28 protein-coding genes and 2 pseudogenes are annotated in these 24,807 nt (G+C 70.8%); 14 read left to right on the forward strand and 16 right to left on the reverse strand.

The genetic code is table 11. The features are described 5' to 3' along the window. Positions 1–125 precede the first annotated feature (125 nt). From QRX50_RS13690 to QRX50_RS13700, 3 genes are read left to right on the forward strand one after another with little or no spacing between them, the layout of a single operon-like run. On the forward strand, positions 126–725 hold the full coding sequence (locus QRX50_RS13690; RefSeq protein ID WP_285972315.1) for an MPN domain-containing protein: 600 nt from the start codon (positions 126–128) through the stop codon (positions 723–725). Beyond that, the gene (locus QRX50_RS13695; protein ID WP_285972316.1) at positions 722–1,090 is read left to right on the forward strand and encodes an SgcJ/EcaC family oxidoreductase; all 369 of its coding nucleotides are present in this window, start codon (positions 722–724) and stop codon (positions 1,088–1,090) included. Before QRX50_RS13690 ends, QRX50_RS13695 begins: the two co-directional genes overlap by 4 nt. Continuing rightward, positions 1,087–1,464: a VOC family protein gene (locus tag QRX50_RS13700; RefSeq protein WP_285972317.1), complete on the forward strand. Its 378-nt coding sequence runs from the start codon at positions 1,087–1,089 to the stop codon at positions 1,462–1,464. Before QRX50_RS13695 ends, QRX50_RS13700 begins: the two co-directional genes overlap by 4 nt. Here QRX50_RS13700 and QRX50_RS13705 read toward each other — a convergent pair whose 3' ends face one another. From QRX50_RS13705 to QRX50_RS13715, 3 genes are all read right to left on the reverse strand, one after another. Next, entirely contained in the window at positions 1,465–2,604 is a 1,140-nt protein-coding gene (locus tag QRX50_RS13705; RefSeq protein ID WP_285972318.1) for an adenosylhomocysteinase, read from the reverse strand. A gap of 147 nt (positions 2,605–2,751) precedes the next feature. After that, on the reverse strand, positions 2,752–3,486 hold the full coding sequence (locus QRX50_RS13710) for a GNAT family N-acetyltransferase (protein WP_285974449.1): 735 nt from the start codon (positions 3,484–3,486) through the stop codon (positions 2,752–2,754). A 139-nt stretch (positions 3,487–3,625) separates the two neighbouring features. Further along, the gene (locus QRX50_RS13715) at positions 3,626–4,354 is read right to left on the reverse strand and encodes a DUF2786 domain-containing protein (RefSeq protein ID WP_285972319.1); all 729 of its coding nucleotides are present in this window, start codon (positions 4,352–4,354) and stop codon (positions 3,626–3,628) included. A gap of 208 nt (positions 4,355–4,562) precedes the next feature. On the opposite strand from QRX50_RS13715, the gene QRX50_RS13720 reads away from it, so the two are divergent. After that, a complete protein-coding gene (locus tag QRX50_RS13720; protein WP_353074154.1) occupies positions 4,563–5,957 on the forward strand; it encodes a phytoene desaturase family protein in 1,395 nt (464 codons plus the stop codon). 143 nt (positions 5,958–6,100) lie between these two features. Here the strand turns inward: QRX50_RS13720 and QRX50_RS13725 are convergent, their stop codons facing one another. The 4 genes from QRX50_RS13725 to QRX50_RS13740 all read right to left on the reverse strand — a co-directional run bounded on the left by QRX50_RS13725 (position 6,101) and on the right by QRX50_RS13740 (position 8,118). Further along, positions 6,101–6,337, reverse strand: a complete 237-nt coding sequence (locus tag QRX50_RS13725) for a hypothetical protein (protein ID WP_285972320.1) — start codon at positions 6,335–6,337, stop codon at positions 6,101–6,103. Further along, entirely contained in the window at positions 6,337–6,504 is a 168-nt protein-coding gene (locus QRX50_RS13730; protein WP_285972321.1) for a hypothetical protein, read from the reverse strand. The genes QRX50_RS13725 and QRX50_RS13730 overlap by 1 nt, the downstream gene beginning before the upstream one ends. Before the next feature lie 262 nt (positions 6,505–6,766). After that, entirely contained in the window at positions 6,767–7,336 is a 570-nt protein-coding gene (locus QRX50_RS13735; protein ID WP_220244346.1) for a TetR/AcrR family transcriptional regulator, read from the reverse strand. Further along, positions 7,333–8,118, reverse strand: coding sequence for an SGNH/GDSL hydrolase family protein (locus QRX50_RS13740; RefSeq protein WP_285972322.1), 786 nt, complete (start codon positions 8,116–8,118; stop codon positions 7,333–7,335). The genes QRX50_RS13735 and QRX50_RS13740 overlap by 4 nt, the downstream gene beginning before the upstream one ends. A 158-nt stretch (positions 8,119–8,276) precedes the next feature. On the opposite strand from QRX50_RS13740, the gene QRX50_RS13745 reads away from it, so the two are divergent. The 4 genes and pseudogenes from QRX50_RS13745 (at position 8,277) to QRX50_RS13755 (ending at position 9,480) form a co-directional block, all read left to right on the forward strand. Then, a complete protein-coding gene (locus QRX50_RS13745) occupies positions 8,277–8,603 on the forward strand; it encodes a PadR family transcriptional regulator (protein ID WP_353074120.1) in 327 nt (108 codons plus the stop codon). A 210-nt stretch (positions 8,604–8,813) separates the two neighbouring features. Further along, a pseudogene (locus tag QRX50_RS49495) lies at positions 8,814–8,888 on the forward strand (hypothetical protein); the annotation flags it as partial. Positions 8,889–8,933: 45 nt separating this feature from the next. Beyond that, positions 8,934–9,106 (forward strand): annotated as a pseudogene (locus QRX50_RS13750) (aldehyde dehydrogenase family protein); the annotation flags it as partial. Beyond that, on the forward strand, positions 9,106–9,480 hold the full coding sequence (locus tag QRX50_RS13755) for a DUF779 domain-containing protein (RefSeq protein WP_285972323.1): 375 nt from the start codon (positions 9,106–9,108) through the stop codon (positions 9,478–9,480). The pseudogene QRX50_RS13750 and the gene QRX50_RS13755, both read left to right, overlap by 1 nt. 69 nt (positions 9,481–9,549) lie before the next feature. Here the strand turns inward: QRX50_RS13755 and QRX50_RS13760 are convergent, their stop codons facing one another. After that, positions 9,550–10,695: a hypothetical protein gene (locus QRX50_RS13760; RefSeq protein WP_285972324.1), complete on the reverse strand. Its 1,146-nt coding sequence runs from the start codon at positions 10,693–10,695 to the stop codon at positions 9,550–9,552. Between the two features lie 264 nt (positions 10,696–10,959). Here QRX50_RS13760 and QRX50_RS13765 point away from each other — a divergent pair, with 264 nt between their 5' ends. Then, entirely contained in the window at positions 10,960–11,655 is a 696-nt protein-coding gene (locus QRX50_RS13765) for an MOSC domain-containing protein (RefSeq protein WP_285972325.1), read from the forward strand. Between the two features lie 52 nt (positions 11,656–11,707). Here QRX50_RS13765 and QRX50_RS13770 read toward each other — a convergent pair whose 3' ends face one another. The 5 genes from QRX50_RS13770 to QRX50_RS13790 form a co-directional block, all read right to left on the reverse strand. Beyond that, positions 11,708–13,282, reverse strand: coding sequence for a beta-N-acetylhexosaminidase (locus QRX50_RS13770; protein WP_285972326.1), 1,575 nt, complete (start codon positions 13,280–13,282; stop codon positions 11,708–11,710). Positions 13,283–13,375: 93 nt separating this feature from the next. Next, positions 13,376–14,185, reverse strand: a complete 810-nt coding sequence (locus QRX50_RS13775; protein ID WP_285972327.1) for a helix-turn-helix domain-containing protein — start codon at positions 14,183–14,185, stop codon at positions 13,376–13,378. A 23-nt stretch (positions 14,186–14,208) separates the two neighbouring features. Continuing rightward, entirely contained in the window at positions 14,209–14,991 is a 783-nt protein-coding gene (locus QRX50_RS13780) for an alpha/beta fold hydrolase (protein WP_285972328.1), read from the reverse strand. Positions 14,992–15,037: 46 nt separating this feature from the next. Beyond that, a complete protein-coding gene (locus QRX50_RS13785; RefSeq protein ID WP_285972329.1) occupies positions 15,038–16,912 on the reverse strand; it encodes a propionyl-CoA synthetase in 1,875 nt (624 codons plus the stop codon). An 81-nt stretch (positions 16,913–16,993) separates the two neighbouring features. Continuing rightward, positions 16,994–17,431, reverse strand: a complete 438-nt coding sequence (locus QRX50_RS13790; protein WP_285972330.1) for a hypothetical protein — start codon at positions 17,429–17,431, stop codon at positions 16,994–16,996. A 320-nt stretch (positions 17,432–17,751) separates the two neighbouring features. On the opposite strand from QRX50_RS13790, the gene QRX50_RS13795 reads away from it, so the two are divergent. Together QRX50_RS13795 and QRX50_RS13800 are read left to right on the forward strand one after the other, a co-directional pair. Then, on the forward strand, positions 17,752–19,479 hold the full coding sequence (locus QRX50_RS13795; RefSeq protein ID WP_285972331.1) for a serine/threonine-protein kinase: 1,728 nt from the start codon (positions 17,752–17,754) through the stop codon (positions 19,477–19,479). 54 nt (positions 19,480–19,533) lie between these two features. Beyond that, positions 19,534–19,941 carry a hypothetical protein gene (locus QRX50_RS13800; protein ID WP_285972332.1) on the forward strand — a complete coding sequence of 136 codons (408 nt, stop codon included), beginning with the start codon at positions 19,534–19,536 and terminating at the stop codon, positions 19,939–19,941. Here the strand turns inward: QRX50_RS13800 and QRX50_RS13805 are convergent. Continuing rightward, positions 19,935–20,507, reverse strand: a complete 573-nt coding sequence (locus QRX50_RS13805; RefSeq protein ID WP_285972333.1) for a class I SAM-dependent methyltransferase — start codon at positions 20,505–20,507, stop codon at positions 19,935–19,937. The genes QRX50_RS13800 and QRX50_RS13805 overlap by 7 nt on opposite strands. An 82-nt stretch (positions 20,508–20,589) precedes the next feature. Here QRX50_RS13805 and QRX50_RS13810 point away from each other — a divergent pair, with 82 nt between their 5' ends. Continuing rightward, positions 20,590–21,351 (forward strand): AraC family transcriptional regulator, encoded by a 762-nt coding sequence (locus tag QRX50_RS13810; protein ID WP_434533339.1) that lies wholly within the window; start codon positions 20,590–20,592, stop codon positions 21,349–21,351. On the opposite strand, the gene QRX50_RS13815 is transcribed toward QRX50_RS13810, so the two are convergent. Then, positions 21,302–22,870 carry a dolichyl-phosphate-mannose--protein mannosyltransferase gene (locus tag QRX50_RS13815; RefSeq protein ID WP_285972335.1) on the reverse strand — a complete coding sequence of 523 codons (1,569 nt, stop codon included), beginning with the start codon at positions 22,868–22,870 and terminating at the stop codon, positions 21,302–21,304. The genes QRX50_RS13810 and QRX50_RS13815 overlap by 50 nt on opposite strands. Before the next feature lie 54 nt (positions 22,871–22,924). Between QRX50_RS13815 and rsmI the strand changes: the two genes are divergently transcribed. Together rsmI and QRX50_RS13825 are read left to right on the forward strand one after the other, a co-directional pair. Then, entirely contained in the window at positions 22,925–23,752 is an 828-nt protein-coding gene (gene rsmI / locus QRX50_RS13820) for a 16S rRNA (cytidine(1402)-2'-O)-methyltransferase (protein ID WP_285972336.1), read from the forward strand. Between the two features lie 68 nt (positions 23,753–23,820). Continuing rightward, positions 23,821–24,072, forward strand: coding sequence for a hypothetical protein (locus QRX50_RS13825; RefSeq protein ID WP_285972337.1), 252 nt, complete (start codon positions 23,821–23,823; stop codon positions 24,070–24,072). Between the two features lie 105 nt (positions 24,073–24,177). On the opposite strand, the gene QRX50_RS13830 is transcribed toward QRX50_RS13825, so the two are convergent. After that, a complete protein-coding gene (locus QRX50_RS13830) occupies positions 24,178–24,648 on the reverse strand; it encodes a QsdR family transcriptional regulator (RefSeq protein ID WP_285974451.1) in 471 nt (156 codons plus the stop codon). Positions 24,649–24,807 lie beyond the last annotated feature (159 nt).

Below are 24,807 nucleotides of genomic sequence, written 5' to 3' on the forward strand. Positions count from 1 at the left end.
CGCGACCACGAGCTCGAGGTGCCGGATTTCCAGGCGCATGGGGAAAACATTATCGCCGGATGCAATAGGGCCGATCCCGTGATGATCATGGCCACACCGCATCGCGCCTGGTTACGGTGCCCGGCGTGACATCTCTGGTCCCCGTTCCGCTCATCGGGAAAGCGACGCTTCCCGTCCTGTTCTCCGACGAAGTGCTGCAGCGGTTCCTCGACGCGGCAGCCATCGAATACGCGTTCATCACGCCCGAGGAACCGAGACCGTGTTTCGCCGTGCTGCTCGGCACCTTCGCCGACGACGCGCTGATCGTCTCGGACCTCGCGTTCGGCCGCAACGCTCGGGTCACCGACCCGAGCGCGCGTGAGGAGTTCGCGACCACGATCGTGCCGAAATTCGGCTCTGCGTATGAGAATTCGGTGCGCGCGTGGTGGCTCGATCCCGCCGATCTGCTGGGCATCACCCGCGAAGCCGACGCGCGTGGTCTGGACGTGCTCGGCTCCGTCCACCTGCACCCGGACTGGCACCGCCTCGGGCCTGAATGCGAACGCGGCCGCCCGCTGAGCGAACGCCCGACGCCGATGGACGCGTACGTCTTCCGCAGCGCGGGTTGGCCGCTCAACGTCGTCTGTTACCTCGAACGGCAGCACGGCGAGTTCTACTACTCGCTGGCCGCGTGGAACGGCGACTGCGAATCGCTGCCACTGCGCGTCGGGATGGTGACGGCGTGAACGAGTCGATCCGAGCCCTCTGGCGCACCATGGCCGACGGCTGGGCGCGCGGCGACGCAACGCAGTTCGCCTCCGTCTTCGCGTCCGATGTCGACTTCGTCAACGTGCGCGGCGAAAGACTCGTCGGCCGCGAAGCCGTGGAGACGGGCCACGCGCAGCTGTTCGCCACGGCCTATCGCGGCACCAAGTTGTCCGCCGAAGTCACGCTGATCCGCCGGCTGTCGCCTGAGCTTTCGCTCGTGCACGCGACGTCGGAGATCGGGCCCGCCGGCGTGGTGACGCACGCGCAAGCCGTGGTCCGCCACGACGGCGAGCCGACGATCGCGGCTTTCCACAATATGATCCCGAAGGGACCCACCGCATGACCCGCCCTCGCCTGCGCCACCTCGCCTTCGTCGTCCAGGACGCGAAGCGCATGGCCGCGTTCTACTGCGAGCAGTTCGGCATGGAGCTGTTCCACACCGACCCCGACGGCAGCCACTTCGTGACCGACGGCTACCTCAACCTGGCGCTGATCCAGCAGCAGCTCGACGGCGACGTCGCCACCGGCTTCAACCACTTCGGTTTCCAGGTCTCGGAAATCCCGCCAATTGCCGAGAAGCTCGCCGAAGCGGGCGTCCCCCGACCGGTGTTGCGCGGCGGCGACCGCCCGTTCGCCGAATACCGGGCAATCGACCCGGAAGGCAACTGGTTCGACCTGTCCGAGCACGGTTTCCTGCCGCCGGGCCTCGCGGAGTAGCTAGCGCAACGCGGCCACGAGGTCGGTCGCGATGCGGTGCTCGACATTTGCGGGCACGGGCTGCACCTCGTCGGCCAGCCCGCCCGCGGCGACGGCGGCGAGACTGCGGGCCTGAAGCGTGAGGCCGAGGTCCATGGCCTGGATGGAGTTCCCGTTGGCGGCCGTGAGGTTGAGCATCCGGCCCTGGTCGAGCAGTACGATCTCGCGGCCGTCGTCGAGGACGTGGCCCGTGCGTCGCGAAGGCGCGCCGTACTCGACGGTGCGGACGGTCTTTTCGGCGAGCGCCGCCTGGTCGATCTCCCACGCGAAGTGCCCGACGCCGGCGAGCACGGCGCCGTCGCGCAACGCCGCGAGCTCGGCCGCGCCCAGCACGCCGGGGTGGCCGGTGGCGGTGAACACCAGCTGCGCGTCGGAGACGACCTCGGTGGCGGAGCCGACGCTGTGACCGTTGAGGATCGCTTCCAGCGCGCGCATCGGCTCGGTGTCGCAGACCGACACGCGCGCGCCGAGCCGGCTCAACGTGTCCGCGACGCCCTTGCCGCACGGCCCGTAACCGAAGACCGCGGCGCGCATCCCCGGCACCATGAGGTTGGTGGCGTTGAGGAAGCCCTGCACCACACTCTGGCCGACGCCGAACTCGTTCTCCACCAGGAGTTTCAGCCGCGAGTCGTTGATCACGACCACGGGCTTGCCGAGCCGCGCTTTCGTTTCACGGAGCCGGATTCCGCCCGTGGTGGTCTCCTCGGTGCCGCCGAGGTAACCCGCCGGGGTGCCGGAGCCGAGGAGCGACACCGTGAGGTCGCCGCCGTTGTCCAGCGTGAGGTCGGGCTCGACCTCGAGCACGCGCTCGATGTTGCGGGCGTGCTCGGCCTCGCCGTCGCTGCGCCTGGTGAACACGGCGACGCCCAGCTCGCTCAGGGTGTCAGCGACGTCGTCGTGGGTGGTGCCGGGCGAGCCGGTGAGCCGCACGTCGACGCCGGAGCGGACGAGCAGCGTCACGAGCGCGGCGGTCTTCGGCTCGACGTGCAGGCACATCGCCAGCCGCTGGCCGGCGAGCACCGGGGTCAGTTCGGCGACCGCCTGCGCGGTGAGCGGCATGTGCTTGAGCGCCCAGGCCGTGGCGGGATGGGTTTCGGGCATGACTGTGTTCCTCTTCGGTTGTGGTGACGTTCGAACGGGGACGGACGGCGTCGTCAGCCGTAGAAGTCACACCGGTAGGAGTGGTCGCCGAAGATCGGCGTCACGAGCTCCTGCCGACGAGTACACACGCCACCACGATAGCCCAGGTCAGAGCGGGTGCTCCAGCCACACGTTCGGCTCCACGTACACGCCCAGGTCCTGCGCTACCGACCCGAGCACGGGCGCGATTCCGCCGGGCACGGTCGTGAGGCCGTCGCCGGGCCGCACGCCGGTCCATTCCTCCCACTGGTCCAGCGTGCCCGTGACGGTCATCGCGAACGGCGCGATCTTCACCAGCCGTGCGCCCAGCCGTTCGTGGTTACGCAGCCAGGGATCCGCCGGCCGGCCCTGCTCGTCCCGCCGGGCGAGGTAGTCCACAATGGACTCGACGGCGTGGTCGGCCTTGCCCGTCGGACGCACCGGCACCACGAGCCGCGACAGCCCCGCGCGCCGCGCCCGGTTCTTCAGCTCCGTGAGCGCCAGCGCCGCGACGCCCTGGCCTCGCGCGCGCTCGGCGACGTTGACCTCCAGGGCCACCAGCGTGGTCGGCTCGCGGTCGTCCATCACGTCCTGCGCGGCCCACAGCAGCGCGCCGTCCCAGCCGTGGTCCGGCAGCTCGGTGCGCTCTTCCGTCGGGTACGCCACGGGGATCGCCGCCGCGCGGGCCACCGGCACGTCGTCTTCCAGCAGCACCAGGAAGAACTCCGGCCAGCGCGCCGCCAGCCGCGCGGACGCCGCGAGGTCGCCGATCACGTCGTGCGCCAGGAACTCCCCGCCGACCACCCCCAGCTCCAGCGCGGGCCGGCGCAAGTCCGGACGCGTCGCGAGGTCCTCGACTCGCACGGCCGGCTCGCCGCTCACGACCGGGCACCGCTTCTCCCGCCGGAAGCCGAGGGCGGCTCCGGACAAGGGACGAGGTGACCGGCGACGTTCATAGCTCGCAGGGTAAACCGCGAATCCTCGGGACAGCCCCAGAATTCGATCATCGCACCGGCAAGGCCTGCCTGCGCCGGGCCAGCGCGGCCGGGTCGAGCGTGGCGCGCGTGCCCGCCTGATGGCCTTCGCGGTACCCCGAACCCGAGAGCCGGCGCGGTGCGGCCGCGCGCAGGTCGCCGTACTCGCGGTCGAACGCACTCTGCACGAGCGTGGTCCGGTCGCGCACCACCAGCTCGGCCGACTGGACGCCCGAGCCCGAGTACTCGCGCGCGGCCGTGTCTTCCGCCCGCACCAGCCGATCGTGCACAGCGCGCGCGAAACCGTGCAGCCACGTGCGGCGGTACGCGGCGAGCGACTCGCGGAACACCCGGTCGTCGGGCCGCACGCGCGTGAGCTGCGTGCTCGCCTGGAGCAGCAGGCTGGTGAACAGCAGCTCCACGCGCCCGAGGTCGGACTTGAAGCCGAACACCGTGACCGCGTCCACGCCCTGGCCCACCCGGTGCAGCAACGTGCGGCAGCGCAACGGGTACGCGATGTTCGTGAGCAGGCTCGCCTTGTCGCGGCTGTACGGGTTTTCGATGGGGATCTTCAGCACGGTGATGTCGTCCGAGCCCTGCCCGGCAGCGGCGAGCATCGCGTTGTCGATGCCGTACCGGGCGATCAGCTCGGCCGCCTTCGTGTTGTACAGCTCGGCTTCTTCCGCGGTCACCGCCGGGTCTTCGGCCTTGGCGAGCAGCTTGCGGATGCGCTCCAGCTGCGTGTCGTGGGCGGGCATGATCCCCCTCTCCTGCTGGGCCGGGCCCGGGCGGGCCGGCGTGGGGTCCAAGGTAGGCGCGGGGTACGACAATATTCGATCAGGTGTTCGGACACGTGGCAGGGTGCCCGCGTGTCGATACGATCCGTGAGTGGATTCGTCCGGGGACACTCGCGCCGCCCCTGATGCCGTGGTCGTCGGCTCCGGCCCCAACGGCCTGGCCGCCGCCGTGCTGCTGGCCCGCGCCGGTCTCGCGGTCGACCTGCACGAAACCGCTCCGGAGCTCGGCGGGGGCGCGCGTTCGGCGCGCCTGTTCGACGCCGAGGTGATCCACGACGTCTGCTCGGCCGTGCACCCGATGGTCGTCGCTTCGCCGTTCTTCCAAGGCTTCGACCTCGCCGCGCACGGCGTCGAGCTTTGCCGGCCTGAAGTCGCGTACGGGCACCCCGTCGACGAGCGCCGCACCGGCCTCGCGAACGCGGACCTCGACCGCACCTGCGCCCGCCTCGGTGCCGACGGCGAGCGCTGGCGCCGCCTGATGGGACCGCTCGTCGAGCACACCGCCGAGATCACCCGACTGCTGCTGGGCGACCTCAGACGTCCACCACGGCCGTCCGACTTGAACGCTGCCGCCCTGCTGGCGCCGCGGATCCTCGCGCTCGGCACCGGCGTCGACGAGGTCCTGTTCCGCGGTCCCGAAGCCCCCGCGTTGCTCGCCGGCGTCGCCGCACACCCGATGGGCCGGCTGCCGTCGCTGGTCGGCGGGGGCACCGCCCTGCTGCTCGGGCACCTCGCGCACGCCGGCGGCTGGCCGGTTCCGCGTGGAGGTACCCAGGTCCTCACCGACGTGCTCGCGGCCGATTTCGTCGCGCACGGCGGCCGCGTCCACACCTCCAGCCGCGTCACGGACCTGCGGGAGTTCGCGAAGACACGCGCCGTGCTGCTCGACGTCAGCCCACGTGGCCTGCTCGATCTCGCGGGTCCCTTCGCGCCACCCGGCTACCGTCGCGCGCTCGAGAACGTGCGCTACGGGCCGGGGGCGGCGAAGGTCGACTTCCTCGTGTCGGAGCCGATCCCGTGGCGGGAGCCGGAGCTGGCCAAGGCCGCGACCGTCCACATCGGAGGGACGGCCGCGCAGGTCCGCGCAGGCGAGAACACCGTGGCCGGCGGGCGGCGCGCCGAGGAACCGTACGTGCTGCTCGCCCAGCCGATGGCCGCCGACCCGTCGCGCGGTCTTCCGCACAAGCAGCCGATCTGGGCCTACGCCCACGTGCCCAACGGCGATCCACTCGACGCCACCGATGTCGTCCGTCGTCGCATCGAACGCTTCGCCCCGGGCTTCGGCGACACGATTCTCGCGTCACGCGGGGTTCCCGCGGCCGAGCTGGAGAACTACAACGCGAACTACGTCGGCGGCGACATCTCCGGCGCCGCCGTGACGCTGCGGCAGCTGCTCGCCCGCCCGGTCGTCCGCTGGAATCCCCACACGACCCCGTTGAGCGGCGTCTACCTCTGTTCCAGCGCGACCCCGCCGGGCCCCGGTGTGCACGGCATGGCCGGCTTGCACGCCGCGAAAACCGCGCTGCGGCGCGAATTCGGCCTCTCGCTACCCGCCGGCTGGTGATCAGTCGCGCGGGCGCACCATGCCCGTCTCATAGGCCACGACCACGCCCTGCTGGGCTTCCAACTCGATCTCGCGTTCGGCCCGCTCGGCGCGTTCGGCGGTGGTGCGCAGCCGGTTCGCGCGGACGTAGACGGAGTGTCCGATCAGGATGGTCGCGGAAGCCGCAGCAGGGCGATCACCGAATCGCCGACCGGGTGCGACGCACCGCCCTCGATCATCGTCGCCTCGTACCCGGCCATCGCGACCGCGGACGGCGGCCACGCCTTGCTCGCCGGGTAGCGCGCCCACACCGTGTACGCGGCGATCAGGATGCCGGGCTGGCCGAGCGTCGCGCGGAAACCGCACAGGTGCAACGCGCCCATCAGCGAGGTGACGGCCATCAGTGAACCGGTCGGGAACCGACGGCGAAACAGCAGTGGCGCGGCGCCGACGGCCGCGCGGACCAGCCCGAACGCCCCGGCCGGTCGCCCAGCTCGCCGCCGCGCACGGCCGCGCCCGCCAGCAGGAAATCGGCGACGGTGGCCTCGAGCAGGCTGTCCGCCAGCACCGGCCGCGCACCACCCCCACCCGGTAAACCGGCGCGCAGGCGAAGCTACCGGCCTGACCGGCGGAAACCCAGCCGGCTACCACCGGCGCGGTAGGCCGGCGTGGCGTGTACCGCCAAGGTTTACCGCCGGATGCGGCCTTGGTGGGATTCGGGCGGGTGGTCCGTCCGGATAGCGTCTGGCGCGAATGGTCACCCATTCGGCATTGCTCGGCGGGGAGCGTCCGAGGCCGGGGAGGAACCCGGAGCTGCTCTCCGTCGAGCGTCAGCCCAGGTACGCGTCGAGCGTCACTGCGAGGGCCGATTCCGGCGACGGGGCGAAGCTGGCGCCCGCCAGGCCGCCCCACAGCCACAGCTGCGCGAGCCCGTGCAGCGCTGCCCAGAGCGAAGCCGCGACGAGTCGCGGGTCGGTGCCGGGCTTGAGCCGGTCGTCGTGCGCTGCCTCGCGGTCGAGGCGCACGAGGTCGGCGAAGTAGTCGAAGACGGCGCTGCTCGCGGCCACGAGCCCGGGTTCGGCCGGGTCGATCAGGTCGCGGCGGAACATCAGCTCGAACATCGCGGGGTTGGCCAGGGCGAAGGCCACGTATGCGTGGCAGGCGGCCGTCACGCGTTCGCGCGGGTTGCCTTCGGGCAGCTTCGCGCCGCGTTCCAGCAGCTGTGCGAAGCCGAGCGTCGCGACGGCCGACAGCAGCTCGGCGCGGCCGGAGAAGTGCCGCAGCGGCGCACCGTGGGAGACGCCGGCGGCCTTCGCGATGCCCCGCAACGTCACCGCGTCCACTCCTTCGTCGGCGAGCAACGTCTCCGCGGTGGTGATCAGCCGCTGGCGGGCGCTCATAGCTGCGCTTCGGAGAACGCGACGGGCAGCAGGTCGGGGCGCTTGGGGAAAAAGCCGTCGCCGGGCGAGCGGCCGATCAGGCGGTTGTGCAGGCGCGTGACGGCGACCGGCACGACCTCCTGCCAGAACCACTGCAGGTCCGCTCGCAGGCTCGGGCGCGCGGGGACGCCGGGGAGCGGCTGGAGCCAGCCGTCGTCGTGGCCGACGTGGAGGCGGTCGAGCACGTGGCCGGCCACGCGCAGGTGGCCCGCCTCGGACAGGTGCAGGCGATCGGGGCCGAAGTAGCGCGAGTCGTGGGCGGCGTGGTCGGGCCACAGGTCCACGAGTTTGGCGCCGTAGCTCACCGACGCTTCGCGGATTGCGTCGTTGAGAGCGGTCACGCGCGGGTGCATGCGGGCGCCGAAGGGCATGCGGTGGGCGATGTCGCTCAAGGTGAAGGTGACCACGGTGGGCGCGATGTGCGTGCACCGGCGGATCGCGGCGTCGACGCGGCGCGCCACGGTGCGGGCGTTCCAGCCTCCGCTCATCACGTCGTTTCCGCCGCCGAACAGGGCGATCAGGTCGGGCTCGTGGCGCTCGGCGGCGGGCAGCTGCTGGACGATGATCTGGTCGAGGCGCCGGCCGCGCACCGCCAGGTTGGCGTAGCGGAAATCGGGCTCGTCCTGGGCGAGGCGGCCCGCGACGAAGTCCGCCCAGCCCCGGTACTGGCTGTGGTCCGGGTACGGATCGTCGAGCCCTTCGGCGCAGCTGTCGCCGACGGCGACGAATTTCTGAAAGCCCATGTCGATCTCCGTAACCCGTGGTTCACCTTGTAGACACTGTCTATCAAACTCTAGTAGACGGTGTCTACGTGAGGTTCACTTCTTCTCGGGTTCTCGGGTTCTCGGGTTCACCCGGAAGGGCTTTGCCGAAATATATCGCCCAGCGATACGTTGGCGGCATGGCGATGTCCGAGCAGGTCTTTTTCATCCTCACCGCGCTGGTCGGCGAGCCGCGGCACGGCTACGGCATCGTCGGCGAAGTCGCGGAACTGTCGGAGGGGCGTGTGAAGCTCAAGGTCGGCACGCTCTACGGCGCGCTCGACCGCCTCACCGCGGAGGGCCTCGTGGAACACGACCGCGAAGAGGTCCTGCAAGGCAGGCTGCGCCGCTACTACCGCCTGACCCGCGCAGGCGCCGACGCGGTCGCCGCCGAGGCCGCCCGCCAACACGCCAACGCCGAGGCGGCAACGGCCCGCCTGCGCGGCTGGCAGGCAAGACACGCGTGAATTTCGTGAGCTGGGGCGGATCGCCGTTGGTTCTGGTGGAAACGCCGTGAGGGCGGGGGAACCGCCGGTGGCGGCCTGGCCGGGTTCGACCGCGTCGGGCCGGGTGATGCGGCGGGTAATGACTTGGCTGCGCGGGATGGGGTGATGGTGGGTCTGGGCCCGGCGTGAGGGTGGGGTGAAGGCCGCTGGACCGTGCCGGGCCCGTCCGCGATGATCTTCGCCCTGAAGATCCTGGTGGTGGGTGGAAGCGGCTTGCTGGGACACCACGTGCTGGAGCAGCTGAGGCTGCGCGGGCACGAGGCGACCACGGTGGCCCGCACGCCTCGCGAAGGCGCCGGGCGCGTGTGGGTGAACAACTACCACGCCTACCCGCGCACGCGGCGTTCGGCGGGTACGAGGCCTCGGGTATCGGCCGCGAGAACCACAAGATGATGCTCGACCACTACCAGCAGACGAAGATCATGCTCGTGTCGTACTCCGACCAGGCGCTGGGATTCTTCTGATGGACGTCTCCCGGGTGGACCTCACCGAGGCCGCTGCCGACCTCCTGCGCAAGCTCGAGGCGACGCACGGCCCGGTGATGTTCCACCAGTCCGGCGGTTGCTGCGACGGCAGCGCCCCGATGTGTTACCCGCTCGGCGAGTTCAAGGTCGGCGAGCGCGACGTGCACCTGGGTGACCTCGCCGTCGACGGCGTCGACGCCGTGCCGGTCTGGATGTCGGGCCCGAAGTTCGAGTACTGGAAGCACACGCACCTCACCATCGACGTCGTCCCGGGCCGCGGCAGCGGGTTCTCCCTGGAGGCGCCGGAGGGCGTGCGTTTTCTGATCAGGTCCCGCCTCTTCAGGGACGAGGAGTCGGCGGCACTGAACGGCTGAAAACGCCGAGGGGTCGCGTGCGGCCCGGGTCCTGGCCACGACGGCGGGACCCGGGCCGTAAGCGCGCGCTCACGCCGTCAGCCGCCCCGCGACGTCGGCGATCAGGGCGAGGCGGTCGCGCTGGGGCCGGATGAGGGATTCGAGCTGAACGCTCGCCCCGTCCTGGATGTCGGCGTGGCGCGGATCAGAGGTGCCGTCCTCGACCCGACCGATGTGCCACTGCTCGATGTTGTCGATACCCAGCTCGACGCTCAGCTGTTTGCGAAGTTCGGCCAGCTCATCGCGGCTGTAGGTCAGCTCGGCGCCGACGGTGGCCAATTCGCGGGCGTGGAGGTGCTCCCAGTTCTCCACGATGGGCCGCGCGTGGTCGTGGGCGTCGAGCAGGCGCTTGACCGCGACTTCCCAGCCGTGCGGCGGGTCGTCGAGGTCCGACCAGGCCCGGCCGATCCGGGCGAAGGCCTCGGCGACCTCGGGCCAGGCGGACGCGGCGGCGCGCAGCACCGGCGTGGCCTCACGCCGGTAGACCGCCTTGGCCCACAAGGTGCGGGCCACCTCGAACTCGTCGCGGACCAGGCGATGCCGTTCGGTGTCGGTGCCGTCGTGCTCGGGCGCGACCGGCTCCGGCTCGTCGCCGGTGAACTCGGTGAAGTGGAACTTCGCCTGGTCGACGGGCTGCCCGCCGGCGGTCAGCTGCGTGGCCTTGACGAACTTGTCGTGGTGGGGGATCGGGGCATCGTCCCCCGCTTCCGCCAGCACGATCTCCTTCGGCTGCCGCGCTTCCCACGCGGCTTTCTCCGCGCGCACCTTTTCGAGGGCCAGCTCGGCCTCGCGCGCGTGGCGGGCCGCCAGCTCCGCAGCGCTCGGCGGAGCCAGCTCGGCCATCAGCGCGATGATCTCGGCGGGGTGCCCGCTGTGCCGTGTTCCGTCCTCGTGCACGTAAGAGCCGTCGACATCCGGCTCGCAGGCGCTGCGGCGGCCGTGGACGATCGTGCTCTTCAGCGCGGGAGCGTGCTGCTGCCAGGCGGCGTGGCACCGCGTCGCTTCTTCGGGGTCGGCGAAGCAGCAATACGCCACGTCCCACCCCACGTCTCCGCGCTCGACTGCCTCGTTGCGGACGCGTACGGAGGAGTACGGGCCGTAGGGCATCAGCGAAGCGATGTCTTCGCCGGAGCGTCGCGAAGCCCGGGAGGCGCGGTTCCGGCGCCACAGTCTCATCGTCGAAACCGTCCTTTCGGCGTGCGGTTGTCTCCAGGCCACACCTGAACGCCGCCTCGATCAAGATCAAGGGGGTCGTGTCGCCCTCACCCGGCTGAACCCTCCGATCGGAGCAGCCGGCCGGGGTCCGACGGCGGCTCGCCGACGAGGTCCGAAATCGTTGGCCGCAAGCGTTTGCGCAGTGCGCTGACAGCCGTCGCGGGCGGCTTCGGCGGTGGATAAAGGCGCCTGCTCCGCGGTGGGTCGCGTGCTAGCTTCGCGTAGGTGACCACACTCGAACTCGCCGGTGTTTTCATCGGCCGGCCCGCCGTGCTCGGGCGGCGACGGGAGCGCCCGGTGCTCAGCGCGATCGTCAAGGACCGGGTGGCCGCACCCGAGCTGGAACTCACGCGACTGAACCTGGACGGCGACGAGCAGGCCGACCTGAGCGTGCACGGCGGGGTCGACAAAGCGGTTTACGTCTATCCCGCGCAGCACTACGGGGCGTGGGCGGCCGACGGGTTCGACGTCGAGCTCGGCGCGTTCGGGGAGAACCTCGCGGTGAGCGGCGCCGACGAGACGCGTGTGCGGATCGGCGACGTCTGGGAGTGGGGCGACGCGCGGCTGCAGGTGTCGCAGCCACGGCAGCCGTGTTTCAAGCTGGCCATGCGGACCGGGCGCAAGGACGTCGTTCCGGGAATGATCGACTCCGGGCGCTGCGGCTGGTACCTGCGGGTGCTGCGGCCGGGCCGCGTGCCGACGTCGGGTGCCGTGCGCGTGGTCGAGTCCGACGCCCAGGCGCCGACCGTGGCCGAGGTGCACCTGATCGCGTTCGCCAACTTCGCGCAGCTCGAGCCGCGCATCGCGGAAGCGGAAGTCAAACGCGCGGAGAAGATCCTGGCGACACCGACGCTTTCTCCGTCGTACTCCGGTGGCATCCGCTCGTCGGTCGAACGCTGGCGGTTGCGCAACGCGGGCTGAAAAAGGCCCCTCCCCCGAGTAAGCCCAGGGAAGGGGCCCTTCGTCGAAAGAACTACTTCCAGTCCACCTGCGGCGAACGGTAGAAGTCGATCCCCTGCGCCACCCAGCGTGGCGACTGCTTCGCCAGCCGGACGCGGTAGGTGTCCCAGTCGCGTCCGGGCTGCTGCGACCAGCCGATCTCGGCCAGGCCCGGCAGGCGCGGGAACGCCATGTACTCGATGTTGTCGTTCGTGCGGATGGTCTCTGTCCACAGTGGAGCCTCGACGCCGGAAACGGAGCTCTCGCCGACGCCCGGCACGAACGTCGCGGGGTCCCAGTCGTAGGAGTCCTTGACCTCCACGAGGCCGGCCCAGTCCTGGCCCAGCGGCGTGTCCTCGGTGTACTTCATGTCGAGGTACGCGTGGTTCGACGGTGCCATCAGCACCTTGCCGCCGCGTGCGGCGAACGCGGCGAGGTCGGGGTTCGCGCCGCCCTGGTCCCAGTACTCCGGCATCGCTGTGGCCGGCAGGTCCGACTTCGCGATCTCGTGCCAGCCCGTGATGAGCTTGCCGTACTTCGCGACGAGCGGGTTCACCTTGGCGTAGAAGGCTTTGTAGTCCGGGTCGGACGTCGAGTGCGCTTCGTCGCCGCCGATGCCGAGGTACTTGCCGGGTGTGATGGCCGCCAGCTCGCGGATCACGTCCTCCACGAACTTGTACGTCATCGGCGAGTCGATGCACAGCGAGCTGTAGCCGACCTCGGTGTCGGTGCGCGGCGGGACCGCGACGCCGTCGCAGTTGAGCTCCGCGTATACCGACTGGGCCGCGTTCGTGTGCCCCGGCATGTCGATCTCCGGCACGATCGTGATGTGCCGCGACGCCGCGTAGGCGACGATGTCCTGGTACTGCGCCTGCGTGTAGTAGCCGCCGGGGTCGCCGTCCGCGGCGCCCTTGCCGCCCTCGGTCGCCAGGCGCGGCCAGCTTTTGATCTCGATGCGCCAGCCCTGATCGTCGGCCAGGTGCAGGTGCAGCGTGTTGATCTTGTACTGCGCCAGCTGGTCGATGTACGTCTTCACCTGCGTGGGGTTGAAGAAGTGCCGCGCGACGTCGAGCATCGCGCCGCGCGTGCCGAAGCGCGGGTAGTCGAGCACGGTGCCGCCCGCGATCGTCCACTTGCGGAACTGCACACTTTTCGCCTCGATCGCCGACGGCAGCAGCTGCCGCAGCGACTGCACGCCCTCGAACAGGCCGTCGGCGGTATTGGCCTTCAGCGTCACGCCCGATTTCGCCACGGACAGCTGGTAACCCTCGGTGCCCACACGGCTGTCGGCGTGACCCAGGTCGAGCGAAATGGCGGGCAGGCCGGCGTTCACCGGCACGACCGGCAGCGGGTAGCCGGTGGCGGGGCGCAGCAGGCCGCGCAGGTAGTCGGCCACCTGGTTCGTGCCCTTGCCCGCGCGGATCACGGTGAGCGGCGACAGTGTGAAGTTTGCCTTCGGGTCGGCTTTGGCCTGCACGGGCAACGGGACGAGGTCGGTGACGCTGCGTTCGGGCGCGGCGGTCGCGGCCGTCGCCGACGCCGGCAGGCCGAGCGCCGCGAGGCTCAGCACGGTCGCCCCCAGCACGGCTCTGGACAAGCTCTTCCTCACGGACTACCTCCGGTCGGGGAGAAGACAGACCTTAAGAGGTATAGACCACTAGGCAGGCCGCGGACAACAGCCGAAAGGATCGCCCGGGCCCGGTCACGTGCAACCGCGGTCCGGTTCCGGCCACGCGACGTCGTCGATCGCCAGCCACGGCGCCACCGCGACAGCCGCGGGCGTCAGCCCCGAAAACGCGCGCACCTCGTGGTGCAGGTGCGACTGGTCCGCGAACCCGCTCGCCACGGCGACCTCAGCCGGTGGCCGTCCGGCCGCCAGCAAATGCGCGGCATGGTCGAACCGCACCAGGCGGGCCGCGCGCTTCGGCGTGATGCCGAGCTGCGCCCGGAAGCGCGCCCACAGCCGTTTGCGGCTCCACCCGACCTCGTCCGCCAGCCCCTCGACGCGTGTCAGCCCCCGCGCCGCCAACGTCTGCCGCCAGCTCTGGGCCACCTCCGGATCGACGCGGCGGGACCCCAGCCGCCGCCTCAGCAGCTCAGCCGCGAGCGCGAACCGGTCGTCCCACGACGCCGCCGCGCGCAGCCGATCCTCCCAGCGCGGGGCGTCGGGGCCCACGACGTCCTCCAGCGAGACCGCCCCGCTCAGCGTGTCCCCGAGCACCGCCGCGGCCACGGCCGGTTCGAGCCGGATCTGCAGGCATTCCCCGATCCGGCCGGCGGCCCGCAGCTCTCCCGGGCACAGGCCGACGACGACGCTGCCCCGCCCCCGCCGGCCGAAAGCCTCGTAGCCGAGGCCATCGCTGAGATCCACCAGCACCGTGACGGCCGGGTGCGCCACCATCGTGATGTCGACGGGCGCGGGCACCGCCTGCCGGAACCCGGCCATGCGGATGCCCGGCAGCCGTCGCGCCGGGACCGCGATGTCCACGCCCGTCCAGTCGAAGGCCTGCACGTGACCACGCTAGGCGTCGCGGGTCACAGACGGGTAGCCGCGAAAGCCAGCAGCAGCTCGCCGGTCTTCGCAGGCTCCTCGATGAGTGGCACGTGCCCGACGCCCGGCAGGTACTCGACGCGCGCCACGGCGTCGTAATCGTGCGCCGACGACGGGTCCCACCGCGGGTCCGCCGCGCCGAACACCACCAGCGCCGGCACGTCGAGTGCCGCCAGCCGCTCGGGCACGTTCCGCTCGGCGAGGTAGGCGCCGTTGTGGTGCAGCACCTGCCGGAACGCGCGGTAGGTCGTCCCGCGAAGCTCGGTGACCAGGTCGTCCGGGATGGCGACGGGACGGGCCATCGTCGCGCCGATCCCGCGCCGGATCACCGCGTCCGACCGCCTCCGCCACAGCAGCGGCCCGAACGGCGGTGCCAGCAACAGCCGCAGGATCAGCGGCTGCGGCAGGAGCGCGTCGAGCTGCGGGCCGGTGCTGACCAACGCGAGCGAGCCTACCAGGTCAGGCCGCTGTTCGGCCAGCGAAGTGGCGACGTACCCGCCGCTCGAATGCCCGGCCACGACGACGTGGGCCAGGCCCAGCTCGTCGAGCACCTCCGCCACGCGGCTCGCCTGCCGCGGCACGGCGAACGACGGCGGCGGCGTCGACCGCCCGCACCCGGGCAGGTCGACGCGGATGACGTGGTGGCGCTCGGCCAACGCCGGCACCACCTCGCTCCAGGAACCGCTCGTGGCTCCCGAGCCGTGGATGAGCAGCAGCGGCGGCGCGTCGGCCGGGCCGTCGTGGACCACGTGGAGGTAGTCGTTCATACCGGCGACGATGCGCCCGCGCACCGCCGCCCGTCTTGGAGAAATGTCAGCGCTGCAGCACGGCCCGCAGCGCGTCGAGCACCGCCGGGTCCTCGATCGTCGACGGCACCGGCTCCTCCCGCCCGTTGGCGATCCCGCGCATGGTCTTGCGCAGGATCTTCCCCGAACGCGTCTTCGGCAGCGCCTCGACCACGCTCACGTCGCGGAACGCCGCCACCGGTCCGACGTCGCGGCGCACCACGGCCACGAGCTCGTCGCGCAGCTGTCCCTCGTCGACGTCCACGCCCGCCTTCAGCACCACGAACCCGCGTGGCACCTGGCCTTTGAGCTCGTCGGCCACGCCGATCACCGCGCATTCCGCCACGGCCGGGTGCGACGCGAGTGCGGCCTCCATCGACCCCGTCGACAGGCGGTGGCCGGCGACGTTGATCACGTCGTCGGTGCGGCCCATCACGAACAGGTAGCCGTCTTCGTCGAAGTACCCGGAGTCGCCCGTGAGGTAGTAGCCGGGAAAGCGCGACAGGTAGGCCTCGCGGTAGCGCTCGTCGTCGCCCCACAGCGTGGGCAGCGAGCCCGGCGGCAGCGGCAGCTTGATCACGATCGCGCCCTCGCGGCCGGCGGGCAGCTCGTCGCCGCCCTGGTCGAGCACGCGCACGTCCCAGCCCGGCGCGGGTTTCGTCGCCGACCCGGGCTTCACGGGCATCGGCTCGAGGCCGCGCGGGTTGGCGGCGATCGCCCAGCCCGTTTCCGTCTGCCACCAGTGGTCGATCACGGGCGTGCCGAGGATTTCGCTGGCCCAGTGGTAGGTCTCGGGGTCGAGGCGCTCGCCGGCCATGAAGAGCGTGCGGAACTTGGCCAGGTCGTACTTCTTGAGCTCCGCCGCGCCCGGGTCGATCTTCTTCACCGCGCGCAACGCCGTCGGCGCGGTGAACAGCGCCTCGACGCCGTGCTCGGCGATCACACGCCAGAACGCGCCGGCGTCGGGCGTGCCGACGGGCTTGCCTTCGTAGAGGACGGTCGTCGCCCCGACCAGCAGCGGCGCGTAGACGATGTAGGAGTGCCCGACGACCCACCCGACGTCGGACGCCGTCCACCACGTGTCACCCGCGTGGACGTCGTAGAGCGCGCCCATCGACCAGGCCAGCGCGACAGCATGGCCGCCCGCGTCGCGCACCACGCCCTTCGGCTTCCCGGTGGTGCCGGACGTGTAGAGGATGTAGAGCGGGTCCGTGGCCTTCACCGGCACGGGGTCGGCCGGCTGCGCGGTCTCGACGAGGTCCACCCAGTCCAGATCCGTGCCTGACAGCTCGGCGGGCGCCTGGTCGCGCTGGAACACCACGACGTGGCCGGGCTGGTGCTCGGTCAGCTCCAGCGCCGCGTCGATGATCGGCTTGTACTCGACCACCCGCGTCGGCTCGATCCCGCACGACGCGGCCAGCACGAGCTTGGGCTTCGCGTCCTCGATGCGCGCCGCCAGCTCCTTCGGCGCGAAACCGCCGAACACCACCGAGTGCACCGCCCCGATCCGCGCACACGCGAGCATCGCGACGACGGCCTCGGGGATCATCGGCAGGTACAGGATCACGCGGTCACCCTGCGTCACGCCGAGCGCCTTGAGCGCGCCCGCGAACACCGCCACCTCGTCCCGCAGCTCGGCGTAGGTGTAGCGCCGCTTCTGCCCCGTGACCGGCGAGTCCCAGATCAACGCGGGCTGCCCGCCGCGGCCGCCGTCGGCGTGGCGGTCGAGCGCGTTGTACGCGGTGTTCAGCTCACCGTCGGGGAACCAGCGGTAGAAGGGTTCGCGCGAGGCGTCCAGGGCCTTCGTCGGTGGCTTCGTCCAGTCGATCGCCCTCGCCGCGTCCAGCCAGAACCCCTCGGGATCGTCCAGGCTGCGCCGGTAGGTCTCGGAATAAGCGCCCACGGTGTCTCCCTCGACAGCGTCACTCGATCCGGTCGGCCGGACCCGTCCCTCATGATGGCCCTGGCGAGGGTGTCGTGCAGGTCAACTGGGCCAGAGCTTCGTGACTTGTTCGGAGATCTTGACCGTGAGCCCGGCGAACTCCGCCACCCCGCCCAGCAGCTTCTTGACCTTTTCCCCGCGGCTGACGGGGACCGCGGGGTTCGCGCTGCCGGGGTCTTCCGCTGCCTCGGCGAGTTCTTCGAGGTTGTCTTCGATGACCTCTTGTTTGGCGATTTGCAGGGTTCGCACGAGTTCACGCAGCTCCGCGATGAGGTCTCGCAGCTCCGCGCCGGGCGCGGTCTGGTCGGCGGCCCCGACCGTGGCGCCGCTGACGTTGCCGTTGACCGTGCCGCCGAAGATCATCGGCGCGTTGTCGCTGCCCTCGATCGTCACGTTGTTGCTCGCGACCACGTTGATCCGCTGTTCGAACGCGACGCTCGAGAACCCGCCTTCCCGCAGCACTTCGACGACCGCCGGCACCAGCCGGCTGTCGCGCGACGTGGTCGTGCTGGGAATCGCGGTTCTGCTCGGCCTTCTTGGTGCGTTCCTGGGCGGAAGCGCGGGAAGTGTCGCAGTCGTGGTGGTGTCGGCGGTCGTCAGCAGTGCTTTCGTCGCATGGTGGGTGCTGACGTTCTGCCGTCAGCGGTGGTGGGTTCGGGCGCAGCAGGTCAACGCACTTGTTACCCGATCCGGGATCTGACCCGGCAACCCCGCGAGGGCGGCGTGCGTCTTAAGCTGGACTACGGAGTTCGGCCGCGTGGCGGTACCACGGGACCACTGAGAGTGAGGGGAACCAGGCGGTGAGCGGATTCGCGAGCGCGCTGCTCTCGTTCGCCCACACCCTGTTCGGCCCGGGGTTCTGCCCGGGTGACTGGGTCTGGGCGACGACCACAGCCGGTGCGCTCGTCGCGCTGTTCCCCGCGCTGGGGGCGCTGGTGGTGGCCATCGTCCGCAAGGGCACGGGCAACCGCTACGACGCGACGACGCTCACCGTGTTCGGGTTGATCGGCGTGGTCACCGTGCTGGTGCTGCCGTGGCTGCTGTCCAACGGCATCTCCGAGTCGTTCCGCTCGGTCGCCGCGGGCGGGACCGGCGGGCTGGGCGCGGCCGCGCGGTCGACGCTCGACTCGCCGTACTGCTTCGTCGGCGTGCAGTCGAAGTACCTCGGCGGCGGCCCCAACGTCTTCGAGGCGCTCTTCTACAACAAGGGCCTGAAGCTTTCCTACGGTCTGTACCTGCTCGCCTTCATCGTGCTGCCCGCGGGCTCGCTGCTGTTCGTGATGCTGCAGGCGCGCACGGCGTTCCGGCGCGGGCCGAAGTGGCCGTCGCGGTTCTTCTGGGTTCCGTTCGTGGTGATGGCGGTGGCGAGCGTCGGGATGACGGCCAACACGGCCGTGCACTTCTGGCTCGGGTTCCTGCCGTTCAGCGTGCTGGGGCTGATTCCGGTGGGCCTGGTCGGGCCGCCGCCGTGGTCGGTGATCAACCGGCCGGAGCCGCGGCGCGAGCCCTCGCCTTCGCCGGAGCGTCCGCCGGTTTCGCAGGCCGCGCCGCGTCCGCAGCTGCCGCCGCCCCCGCCGCCTCCGGTGAACAAGCCCTACCCGGCCACGGCGATGGCTTCCGCGCCAGAGCCCGGTTTGCTGGCCGCAGCTCCCGGCCCGGTCCCGCCACCGCCCGGCTCGCGCGGTGCCGGCGGGAGCCGTTATCAACGCGTCCGGCGCCTTGGCCACGGTGGTTTCGGCACGGTCTGGGAAGCGGTCGACACCCAGCTCAACCGCACCGTCGCCCTGAAGATCGCGCACGCCCCCGACCGCGACACCGAGGAGCGCATGCAGCGCGAGGCCCGGGCGCTGGCCGCGGTGAACCACCCGAACTGCGTGAAGGTGTACGACCTGGTCGAGGAGCCCGACGGCCTCGCGCTGGTCATGGAGTACCTGGAGGGCCGCCCGCTCGCCGAGGTCGTCGACGGCCAGGGCCCCCTCGACGACGTCGCCGCCGGCCGCCTCTGGTCCACGATGGCCGGTGCCCTCGTCGCGGCCCACGAGAAGGGCGTGCTGCACCGCGACATCAAGCCGTCCAACATCGTCCTCGACCCGGACGGCCTGGCGCACCTCATCGACTTCGGCATCGCCCGCAGCCAGGGCGACTCCAAGATGACCGCCACCGGCATGATGATCGGCACGCCCGACTTCGTCGCCCCGGAACAGGCCATGGGCGCCCAGGCCAGCCCGGCCTCCGACGCCTGGCAGCTGGCGGCGACCATCAGCTATGCGTTGACCGGACAACCTCCGCGGGGGACCCGGGAGACGCCCATGGCGGCTTTGATGGCCGCCGCGCGCGCCGAGCCTGTGTCGCGGCTGCCGGTGCGTTCGGCGCACGCGCGGATCTTGGGCGCTTCGCTGGACCAGGAACCCCGTCGCCGTCCGACGTTGAACGCGGTGCGCCGCGAGGTCGAGGGCTGGCTGTCGCGCGCCGGGAAGTCCCCGGACGGTCCGGTCACGCAGATCGTCCCGCGGCGGCTGCACCGCTGAAATCCGGTGGCGCCGTGCGGGATGATCGGAGCATGACGACTTTTCGAAAGGGCCATGGCGCGTAGACCGCCGGGCAGCGTTCGCGCGAGTCTGCCGGTGCGGCCGCGCCAGGGACGCCCGTTCTCCGTCTTCGCCGGGTTGCCGCGCTGGGTTCTGGCCGACATCCACCGCATCGAGGCGACGCACCTGAGGCCTGGCCGCGTCGCCACAGCGGTCCGTGACCTGCGCGAATACGCTCGCGTGGCCCACCGGACAGGGTCGTCCCTGACGCTCGACTGTCCCTGCTGCGAACCCGACACCCGCTGGACGCTCGAGGAAGCTCTGCGCGCACTGCCACCGCGAAGCCGCAAGGCTCTGCGGGCCATCGTCGAGTCGTTCAACGAGGAGATCCGCCGCAAGACCCTGCCCGACCCGACTGCGCCGGCTGAGTGGCCGTGGTGGCGGCGTCGAATCAGCTACTGACCCGGCTTCACCGCCGAGAACTCCAGCCGCTCCTTCGGCCGGTGCTTCACGTCCACCTCCCCGAACCCCACGGAAGACAGTCGCGAAGGCAGGGTCGAAGCGTCGACCACGTTCATCGTGTCGCCCAGGTGCAGCAGCCGGAAGCGGAAGCTCAGCTGGCTGTCCGTCCCGCAGTACACGCCGCCGGGACGCAGCACGCGAAACGCTTCCGAGAAGATCGAATCCTGCAGGCCAGCGGTAGGCACGTGGTGCAGCATCGTGAAACACACAACGGCCGAGAAGCGCCCAGCGTCGAAGGGCATGTCCGCGCCGCTGCCCTCGACGACGGTGGCGCGCGAGCCGAACTCGGAGCGCAACAGCCCGGCCGAAGCCGGGTCGATCTCCAGCAGCGTCAGCCGAGGCACCGTGTCGAGGAGGACCCGGGTGGTGGCGCCGAAGCCGGGGCCGATTTCGAGGACGTCGTCGCCCAGGTTGTGCTGCGCGAGCCACGGCGGGAGGACCTGGGCGATCATCGCCGCCCACTTCTCGGAGGAGCAGAGGCGGCGGTGGATCAGGTTCATGGGCATGCCTCAAACGGTAGAAACCGCCGTGCGTGACCGATAGACGATAGGCTGCCAAGTCATGTCGTGGGACGGTCACGCCGGGGCGATGCTCCTCGGCGAGCTGCGGTTGCCCGCGGGGGCGTGGTACCCGTGGCACGAGCACCCGGTGCACCAGCTCGTCTGGGCGGCCGAGGGCGTGGTCGCCGTCGGCATCGGCGAGGCGCACTGGGTGCTGCCGCCGACGCGCGCATTGTGGGTGCCCGCCGGCGTGCCGCACCGGACGGGCGCCGTGGCCAACGCGGAGCTGCGGGGCGTCTACGCGGATCCGCAGCGCTGCCCCGTCAGGTGGGCGCAGCCGCGGATCGTCGCGGTGGAGCCGTTGCTGCGGGAGCTGCTGGAGTACCTCACGGGCGACCCCGCGCCCGAGGCCCGCGAACGCGCCGAGGCCGTGGTGTTCGACGTGCTGGAGCCGGTGGACGTCGCGCCGATCGTGGTGCCGTCGCCGGAGGACCCGCGGGCGCGTGACGTCGAGGCGATGGTGCTCGCCGACCCCGCCGACCGCCGCGGGCTGGCCGAGCTGGGCCGCGCCGTCGGGGCGAGCGAGCGGACGCTGGCGCGCGCGTTCGTGCGCGACTGCCGCATGACGTTCGGGACCTGGCGCACGCAGGTGCGGCTGCGGGCGTCGCTGCCGTTGCTCGCCGAAGGACTGCCGATGACGACTGTCGCGCACCGCGTGGGGTACGCGACGGCGAGCGCGTTCGTCGCGGCGTTCCGGCGGGCCGTCGGGGTACCGCCCGGGGCCTACTTCACCACCGCTGTCACCGCCACGAGGGCAACCACATCTCCGCGTTCCATTGCGCGGTCGTGATCGGCACCCCGTTGAGAATCGGCCACAGCCACACGAAGTTGGCCACCACGAGTCCCGTGTAGAGCGCCACGACGAGCAGGCCGGTGCCCCGCCGTTCGAACCCGCGCCGGGCGCCGCCGAGGATCTGCCCCAGCACCAGGACGAGGCCGAGCACCAGGAACGGCGCCATCGGCGTGGCGTAGAAGAAGTACATCTGCCGGTCGATGTTCGTGAACCACGGCAGCAGGCCGGCGAAGTAGGCCGTGAGCACGGCGGCGTAGCGCCAGTCGGCGCGGAAGATCCAGCGCCACAGGCCCCAGCCGAGCATCGGCAGCGCGAGCCACCACATCGCGGGCGTGCCGATCAGCATCGTCGCGCCGACGCAGCGCGACTCGCCGCAGCCGGTGACGGCGCCGTCGTAGTAGTAGAGCATCGGGCGCAGGCCCATGGGCCACGTCCACGGTTTCGACTCCCACGGGTGCGGGTTGTCCTTGGGCGTCAGCAGCGTTTCGTGGAAGTGCAGGACGTTCAGCGTGTAGTCGCCGAGCGAGCGCAACGCGGGCGGCACCCAGGCGAACAGGCCGGGGGCGATGTCCTTGATCTCGGTGTAGTGCCGGTCGGTGGCCGTCTCGCTCGCGAACCACGCCCAGAACGCGGCCAAGTACATCAGCAGCGGGATCGCGACGATCGCCCACAACGCCGGCGCGACGTCCCGCCGGATCGTCCCCACCCACGGCCGCTCGACGCCCGCCGCGCGCCGCGCCGCGACGTCGAAGAACACCGTGAGCAGGCCGAACGCCGCGATGTAGTACAGCGCCGACCACTTCACGCCGAATGTCAGCCCGATCATCAGGCCCGCCGCGAAGCGCCACCAGCGGAACCCGAGCTTCGGCCCCCACACCGACTCGTTGACCCAGCCCTCGCGCACCGCGACGGCCAGCCGCTGCCGCACCTGGTCGCGGTCGCACAGCACACACGCGAACGCGGCCAGCACGAACAGCGCGATGAAGATGTCCAGCATCCCCATTCGCGACTGCAGGTGCAGCACGCCGTCGCTGATCACGAGGACGCCCGCGATGCCGCCCAGCAGCGTCGAGCGCGTGAGCCGCCGCGCGATGCGGATGGTCAGCAGGATGATCAGCGTGCCCGCGAGCGCCGGCATGATGCGCCAGCCCCAGCCGTTGTAGCCGAACAGCCACTCGCCGATCGCGATGAAGTCCTTCGCCAGCGGCGGGTGCACGATCAGCTCGTAGCCGGCGTTGTCCTCGTACCCGCCGTTGCGCAGCATCTGCGCCGCCTGGGGCACGTAGTGCTTCTCGTCGAACACCGGCGTGCCGTGATCGGTGGGCACCCCGAGGTTCTGCAGGCGCACGACGCCGCCGATCACCGTGAGGATCAGCGTGACGAGCCAGCCGCGCAGGCGGTCGGTCGGCATGCCGCGGCCCAGCAGGGTGGCCTCGCGGTCGGTCGGCGGACGCAGCGCGTCGACCGGGTCCGGCCGCACGCTCTCGTCGTCGGGACGGGTCAGCAGCGCGGTCACGGGGCCTGATACTACGACCCCGGGTGTGATGGCCGTGTCGTTAGGCTGGCGGGCATGGGACGTCTCGTGCTCGCCGCCACCCCCCTGGGCGACCCGGGTGACGCTTCGGCGCGCCTGGTCTCCGCCCTGGCCTCGGCGGGTGTCATCGCCGCCGAAGACACCCGCCGCCTGCGCTCACTGGCTTCTTCCTTGGGCGTCACCCCTTCCGGGCGCGTGGTGTCCTTCTACGAGGACGTGGAGGTTTCCCGGCTACCCCGCTTACTGGAGGCCCTGCACTCCGGCGAGACGGTGCTGCTGGTGACGGACGCCGGCATGCCCTCGGTGTCGGATCCGGGCTTCCGCCTGGTTGCGGCTTGCGTCGAGTCCGATATCCCGGTGACCTGCCTGCCGGGCCCGTCCGCGGTGACGACGGCGCTGGCTTTGTCCGGTTTGCCGTGCGACCGGTTTTGCTTCGAGGGCTTCGCGCCGCGGAAGCCGGGGGAGCGTTCCCGGTGGTTCACTTCGTTGGCGTCGGAGCCGCGGACGGTGGTGTTCTTCGAGTCGCCGCACCGGGTGGGGTCTTTGTTGGCGGACGCTGCTGCGGCTTTGGGTGCTTCTCGTCGGGCCGCGGTGTGCCGTGAGCTGACGAAGACGTACGAAGAGGTCAAACGGGGCACTCTGGGTTCGTTGGCCGAGTGGGCTGCGGATGGCGTGCGGGGTGAGATCACGGTGGTGCTTGAGGGGGCTGTGGCTGCGCCTGTGTCGGTTTCGGACCTTGTGGGCGAGGTTTCCGCCCGGGTGGCGGCCGGGGAGCGGCTGAAGGCTGTGGCGGCGGAGGTGGCGGAGGGCGCTGGGGTGTCTAAAAAGGACCTTTATGACGCTGTGGTCGCTTCTCGGAAGTGATGTCAGCCGCCGAGCTGCCTCGGGAGTGGCGGAGGTTCCTGTCGCTCATGGGACGTCGAGCCGGTGGGTTGTCGTTCGAGGACACCGAGCTGCTCTATCCGCAGATTTTCGGTATCAAGAGTGAAGCGCTTGACGAGTGCCCGTCGCTTCGCAGTCGGATCGCGCGTACCGATGACCTCGTCGTGGTGGGGATGTATCTGGGCTGCGAGTTCTCCGTCATGGGCGGTCCGCACGCGGCCGGCTCGGAAGTAGTTCGGTACGTCAAAGGCGAAGAGATGCTGATCGTTCCATCCGTGCCGTGTGGCGCGTGCGCGTGGTGACGGGGGAGACGCGCTGGTGCGTTCGATCGGGGAAGCGGCAGTCGAACGTATCGCCGAGAGCCAGTATCGGTACTCCGAACGGAATCAGACCTCGTAGAACGCGGCTCAGCTGAGCAGCGCGGCCACCGCGGCCCGCGCCTTCTCTGCGTCGGGTTCTTCGCCGGTGATCACGTCCGTGTAGATGAAGGACTCGCCCAGGCGGACGAGGACGTAGGCGACGTCCGGCAGACGCAACGGGGGAGTCAGGCGGCCTGCGGTGATCTCGGATGTCAGCAGCGATGTCAGCTGAGCGATGGTGCGTGACTGGACCACGCTCGCCTTTGTGGTGAGCAACCGCAACGCTCGCTCAGGTTCGCGCTGCAAGAAGGTCCGGAAAGCCAAAGACCCGTTCACTGTCGACACAAACGAGCCGATTGCATCCGCCACGCCAGCAGCGCCCCGGCCGGTGAAGGTGACGTTGTCGAACACTGCCGCCGTTTCCGACCACAGGATTTCCGCCAGCAGGTGGTCGCGGCTGCCGACCCAGCGGTGGAGGGTGGCGCGGCTGACGCCCAGCTCGGCAGCCAGCTCGCGCATGTCCACGCGGCGGCACGCGAGGAACCACGAGCGCGCCAGAGAGAAGGCGCTTGCGGGGTCTGGGCGGGAGGCGAAGGGCTCGTCGATGGGGTGAGACGTTACCACGAAGTGTCGCACCGATGAGACATATGGCAGAATGTCTCACACCCGACGACGAAA

Source organism: Amycolatopsis sp. 2-15 (assembly GCF_030285625.1).
GTDB classification, from domain to species: domain Bacteria; phylum Actinomycetota; class Actinomycetes; order Mycobacteriales; family Pseudonocardiaceae; genus Amycolatopsis; species Amycolatopsis carbonis.

Excerpts from the sequence above, each read along its gene's own strand:
- QRX50_RS13700 (WP_285972317.1), top strand. The coding sequence starts at position 1,087 with ATGACCCGCCCTCGCCTGCGCCACCTCGCCTTCGTCGTCCAGGACGCG.
- QRX50_RS13705 (WP_285972318.1), bottom strand. The coding sequence starts at position 2,604 with ATGCCCGAAACCCATCCCGCCACGGCCTGGGCGCTCAAGCACATGCCG.
- QRX50_RS13715 (WP_285972319.1), bottom strand. The coding sequence starts at position 4,354 with ATGCCCGCCCACGACACGCAGCTGGAGCGCATCCGCAAGCTGCTCGCC.
- QRX50_RS13725 (WP_285972320.1), bottom strand. The coding sequence starts at position 6,337 with ATGGCCGTCACCTCGCTGATGGGCGCGTTGCACCTGTGCGGTTTCCGC.
- QRX50_RS13735 (WP_220244346.1), bottom strand. The coding sequence starts at position 7,336 with ATGAGCGCCCGCCAGCGGCTGATCACCACCGCGGAGACGTTGCTCGCC.
- QRX50_RS13740 (WP_285972322.1), bottom strand. The coding sequence starts at position 8,118 with ATGGGCTTTCAGAAATTCGTCGCCGTCGGCGACAGCTGCGCCGAAGGG.
- QRX50_RS13745 (WP_353074120.1), top strand. The coding sequence starts at position 8,277 with ATGGCGATGTCCGAGCAGGTCTTTTTCATCCTCACCGCGCTGGTCGGC.
- QRX50_RS13755 (WP_285972323.1), top strand. The coding sequence starts at position 9,106 with ATGGACGTCTCCCGGGTGGACCTCACCGAGGCCGCTGCCGACCTCCTG.
- QRX50_RS13760 (WP_285972324.1), bottom strand. The coding sequence starts at position 10,695 with ATGAGACTGTGGCGCCGGAACCGCGCCTCCCGGGCTTCGCGACGCTCC.
- QRX50_RS13780 (WP_285972328.1), bottom strand. The coding sequence starts at position 14,991 with ATGAACGACTACCTCCACGTGGTCCACGACGGCCCGGCCGACGCGCCG.
- QRX50_RS13800 (WP_285972332.1), top strand. The coding sequence starts at position 19,534 with ATGGCGCGTAGACCGCCGGGCAGCGTTCGCGCGAGTCTGCCGGTGCGG.
- QRX50_RS13805 (WP_285972333.1), bottom strand. The coding sequence starts at position 20,507 with ATGCCCATGAACCTGATCCACCGCCGCCTCTGCTCCTCCGAGAAGTGG.
- QRX50_RS13810 (WP_434533339.1), top strand. The coding sequence starts at position 20,590 with ATGCTCCTCGGCGAGCTGCGGTTGCCCGCGGGGGCGTGGTACCCGTGG.
- rsmI (WP_285972336.1), top strand. The coding sequence starts at position 22,925 with ATGGGACGTCTCGTGCTCGCCGCCACCCCCCTGGGCGACCCGGGTGAC.
- QRX50_RS13830 (WP_285974451.1), bottom strand. The coding sequence starts at position 24,648 with ATGCGCGAGCTGGCTGCCGAGCTGGGCGTCAGCCGCGCCACCCTCCAC.